This is a genomic window from Microcystis sp. M079S1, from assembly GCF_020246425.1.
Lineage (GTDB): Bacteria > Cyanobacteriota > Cyanobacteriia > Cyanobacteriales > Microcystaceae > Microcystis > Microcystis aeruginosa.
Window position 1 is genome coordinate 1 of the sequence record NZ_JADBSZ010000234.1, and the last position, 4,835, is coordinate 4,835.

4 protein-coding genes are annotated in these 4,835 nt (G+C 39.0%); 3 read left to right on the plus strand and 1 reads right to left on the minus strand.

Going from position 1 to position 4,835, the window contains the following annotated elements; all coding sequences use genetic code 11:
• Positions 1–176: 176 nt before the first annotated feature.
• Complete coding sequence (locus tag IM456_RS15655) at positions 177–857, plus strand: GerMN domain-containing protein (RefSeq protein ID WP_149986355.1); 681 nt, start codon at positions 177–179, stop codon at positions 855–857.
• A gap of 44 nt (positions 858–901) precedes the next feature.
• Here the strand turns inward: IM456_RS15655 and IM456_RS15660 are convergent, their stop codons facing one another.
• Positions 902–1,963: a mechanosensitive ion channel family protein gene (locus IM456_RS15660; RefSeq protein ID WP_002782514.1), complete on the minus strand. Its 1,062-nt coding sequence runs from the start codon at positions 1,961–1,963 to the stop codon at positions 902–904.
• Positions 1,964–1,991: 28 nt separating this feature from the next.
• Between IM456_RS15660 and IM456_RS15665 the strand changes: the two genes are divergently transcribed.
• Positions 1,992–2,483: a c-type cytochrome gene (locus tag IM456_RS15665; protein WP_149986356.1), complete on the plus strand. Its 492-nt coding sequence runs from the start codon at positions 1,992–1,994 to the stop codon at positions 2,481–2,483.
• Between the two features lie 321 nt (positions 2,484–2,804).
• On the plus strand, positions 2,805–4,835 hold a 2,031-nt coding region (locus tag IM456_RS15670; protein ID WP_287693346.1), incomplete at its 3' end, for an O-linked N-acetylglucosamine transferase, SPINDLY family protein.

Here is a 4,835-nt window from a genome sequence, read left to right on the forward strand (position 1 = left end):
AATCCTTATCTGGCAAGAGATTTAATTGATTAGTTCGCTCTAGATAGAAAACAATTAACAAAAATCGCCAAATGTCTTTCTCTATAAGAGTTTCATTCCTTATAACCCTGTACGTTGCATAAGACAAACCGAAGAGCCAAACTGATAACTGATAACTGATAACTGATAACTGAATTATGCCTAGTTCTCGCTCTAGTGATAAAATCTCTTTGCCTTGGATAATTGGTATCGGCCTCGCTTTATTTACTGCTGGTGGGGCCACTGCTTGGTTTGCCGTCCATCACCTATCTTTCTCCCAGAAAACCAGCGAAAACCCGATTGAATCTCCCACTCCAGCGCCGATAAGTCAATCACCAATTGTTGAACCGGTTTCTCCCGGTCTAGTGGAGACAAGTCCGACAGCAACTCCCGCAGCTATTCCTGTTAGGGAAACTCGACAGGTTTATTGGTTAAAAGTGACTGATACGGGTAATCAATTAGTCAGCCAAGAAATTACCGTTCAAAAAGCGGATAGCGGCGACCGAGAGTTAACAGCAGTATTGCAAACTCTATTAGCTGGTCCAAGTAATCCTCAGGATATGACTACTATTCCCCCCGGGACTAAATTACTTGATTTAAAAGTAGATAAAACGGGAATTAAGATTAATCTCTCGCGCGAGTTTGGCAATGATGATGGCCCTGATATGTTGATCGGTCGTTTGGCACAAATCATCTATACTACTACCACTGGGGATCCCAATGCCAAAGTCTGGATTCAAGTGGAAGGAAAACCCCTAGAATTACTAGGAGAAGGCCACGGTATTGAAGTGGCCCAACCGATGACTCGTAAGTTTTTTGAGGAGAATTATCAATTGTAAGTTTTCCGCGCCTTTAAATTGTTTGTTGCGATAGCGAATTGAGGTTAACTAGGGGGATTACTGGGGGGATAGGGAAAAAGAATTGGATAGGGAATTTTAATTCCTTCTTGCTGATAGCGTCGGTGTAGGAGTTTAATAAATTCGTGTTTAATGGTGAGATGTTGAAAAAATTCCTCTTCTACCACCTTGAGATAAACCGTCAGCACAATGCTATAGTAATCGAATTTACGATAAAGGATCAAGGGTTTATAGTTACCGAGGTGAGGTTGCAATAACTGGGTGATTTCTTGTATAACTTCTAGGGTAACTTTTTCGACTTTTTCTAAGTCACTATCGTAACTAATGCCCACTTCCACGGGAACCAGTAGGGAGTGATCTGGTAAACTATAGTTACGGAAACTAGAAGAAATGATCTGAGCATTGGGAATAACCAAAAGATTATTGGTAATTTCTTCGACTACTGTGCATCTTAAATCCACATCTCGCACATAACCAGCTTCTCCCGTTCTCAGTTCAATATAATCTCCCGGTCTAACTTTTTTAGAAGTGATAATATTAATACCTGACATTAAATTAGCTAGGGTATTTTGAAGAGCTAAACCGAGGGAAACACCCCCAATACCAAAGGCAGTAAGCATGGGAGTTATCGAAATGCCAATCGAGCTTAAAATCAGCAAAAAACCGCAGCTAAAAATCAGAACTTTGGCGAGAAATTCAAATAGGGAAGTTAGGGAAGAAATGCCATCATCTCCCGTGGTATAAAATCGTAATATTTCCACGGATAATTGAGCAATAACCCAAGTAGCTGAAGCTAAAAAAGCCACTAGCAGCAATTTTTTGCTCAGGAGAATCAGGTAAGGAAAGAGGGGAAGATTGGGAAGGGAGAGGGCAATATTTAAACCCAAAAGTCCGAACCAAAGTATGCTTAATCCACGAAGGGAACGTAAAACCCCTTCCGAGAAACGCAGGTTTTTTTCTCTGGCAATCGATAAAAGTTGACTGACAACGCGCTTTTCTACGAGCCATCCCAACAGCAGGAAACTGAGGACGATAGTGATAGGTAGGATAATATAGGGCCAATCTTCCAGTCTGGTTAATAGGTTCATTGCTAGAGGGTTAGAAAAGGATGCACTTTTGTCTTATATTATTCTCCATTTGCCTATCTCTAGCAGCGGCGGTGGAATTTTGGGGCAAAAAGTTGCAAAATGTAAAGAGAAACTCATCTTTCCTTCGGCGGCCTTCGTGAATAGTCAGTTAGTTAAACCAAAATTCGGGCTTTATCGATTCTTAATGGTTATAATCGTGGTTTTGTTCCTGATTAGCACCTATTTAATCACCTTTCATCTGGCTAAGATGTCGGATCCGTACATTAAAGAGGTGTTATCCCGACAAGGTAATGTCAGTCGCGGTTACGAAATCTTTCAGATTAACTGTGCTGCTTGTCACGGTCAGTTTGCTGATGGCATCGTCGGACCAAGTTTAGAGGACGTTTCCCATCGCAAATCGAGAATTAGTCTGATTGAACAGGTAATTAGCGGTAAAACCCCGCCAATGCCCAAATTTCAGCCCGATCCTCAAGCTATGGCTGATTTATTGGTTTATTTAGAAAATCTTTCAAAAAACTGACTTGAAAGAGGGTGTAGGGTGTAGGGTGTGGGGTGTGGGGTGTAGGGAAGGAAACCTCTTTCATCTGTGGGGGTGAAAACTTTTTCATCGGGACTGACTCTTGGCTGAGATTGATGGTAAGCTGGGACGCGTTGAAACTGGGTGCAGAGTGGGAAAGTGGGGGAATGGGGAATTTCAACTAAAACCCCAACACCCCCCGCAACGCGCAAGCAGTGACCACCCCCAAAACCCAACCCCTGAGCGACTGATAAATTTTACTTATATAGAAAAATTTTGCTTCTATTTGGGTACGCTAGTAGAGACACTTAACGATAAATACTTATGTCTTGGCATTCCCAAGTTGAACTGGCAATTATCCAAGGGGATTTTTGGCAAGTTAGCCAGTTTTATCAAGAACTGATAGAAAGAGAACCCCTAGAAATTAGTCATTATTGGTATTTAGGATTAGCCTATCTTTTAGAAGCTAGGGAAGAAGAAGCACAAACTACTTGGTTATTCGTCCTCAGTCAAGGGGATGAACAGGAGGTGATGCTGTGGACAGCAGATTTAGTCAATATTTTGGATGGGGAAGCGCGAAGACAATTAGAGTTAGGCAATTTAGAAACCAGTTGGTTAATTCGAGGACATATTCGCGAGATTAGTACCGATAATATTGATAATTTACTGCGGTTTATTTTATTAGCAATTAATTTGAATTATTTCGATCAAGAGCAGTTAAAAACCTGGTTATTTGTTGATGTGTTAAAAACAAATGATTTCCAGAGTCTAGAGTTAAGTTTATTAGAGGAAGTTTTAGAAAAATTTATCGATTATCAGATACCAGAAACCGTCCCCTACTTAGAGGCAATATTTCAATCTAACTGTCAGCGACAAACTTTTATCAAAGTAGTAGAAGCTAAAGTAACTTCTCTAGCCATGAATAATAAACCATTGGCTATTGATATTATTAATACTTGTTTGGCAGTAGAACCATGGCAAATTTATCTGTTAGCTGAACTGTATCAATGTTATTTTGATAATCGAGATTTTGCTGCTGCTATGCAAGTAGCTAGTCAATTAAAAACAATTTGTCAAGGGTTGCCTTCTCAAGCTGTAGCTGATTATATTGCTCTTTATGTCAAATTATTTAGTGGTGATTGGGTTGATATTAAGGCAGATATTGAAGAATATACAGAATCCTTACAAAAAAGTATCACTAATCGAGAATGTCCAAGATTTTTGGATAAACCATCCCTAGCAATTTTATCCCCTCTAGTTTACCTAGAAGATAACCCACGAAAAAACCGTTATATTAATAATTGTATTGGTCAATTTTTTCAGGAATATGTTCGCAATAATTCTAACTGTAATTACTGGCAAAAATCGACTATTAAAGATACTAATAAAGTTCTTAGAATTGGCTATATTGCCCATACTTTATATAATCATTCTATCGGAGTAATCTCTAGATGGTTAATGAAGTATCATGACTATAATGAGTTTCATGTCTCTTTATACCTAGTATCTCAAAAAGAAGATTTTATTACTGAAAATGATTTTAGAAATCAGGTAAATGCTTGCTATAATTTACCTGTTGATCCGCTGCTAATTGCCGAAAAAATTAGTCAGGATAATATTGATATTTTAGTAGATTTAGACAGCATCACTAATAACACAACTTGTCAAGTCATGGCACTAAAACCCGCACCAATACAAGTGTCTTGGTTAGGTTTTGATGCGTCAGGAATTCCCGCAATTGATTACTATCTTGCTGATAATTACGTTTTACCAGCAGATGCACAGGAATATTACCGAGAAAAAATTTGGCGCTTACCTAATTCCTATATTTGTGTGGATGGTGTCGAGGTTGCTTACCCTTCTCTCCGAAGGGATGATTTAGGGATTCCAGAGGATGCAATTAATTACTTAACCGTACAAACGGGGGTTAAACGTCACCCTGAAACTATTCGACTTCAGCTACAAATTTTAAAGGCAGCTCCTAATAGTTATTTGAGTATTCAAGGGTTAAGTGATGCTAAATCAGTGGAAAAATTATTTTTCAAAGTTGCCGAGGAAGAAGGAATTAATTATGAGAGATTAAAAATCTTCCCCCTCTATCCCACAGGAATTTATCGAGCAAATTTAAGAATAGCTGATGTGGTTTTAGATACCTATCCTTTTACGGGAGGAATGACGACTTTAGATGTGCTGTGGATGGGGATACCTTTGGTTACAAAAGTTGGTCAACAATGGTCATCGAGAAATAGTTATACTTTAATGGTTAATGCGGGAATTAGTGAGGGTATCGCTTGGAGTGATGAGGAGTATATCGATTGGGGAATTAAGTTAGGTAAGGATGAAAACCTGAGACGC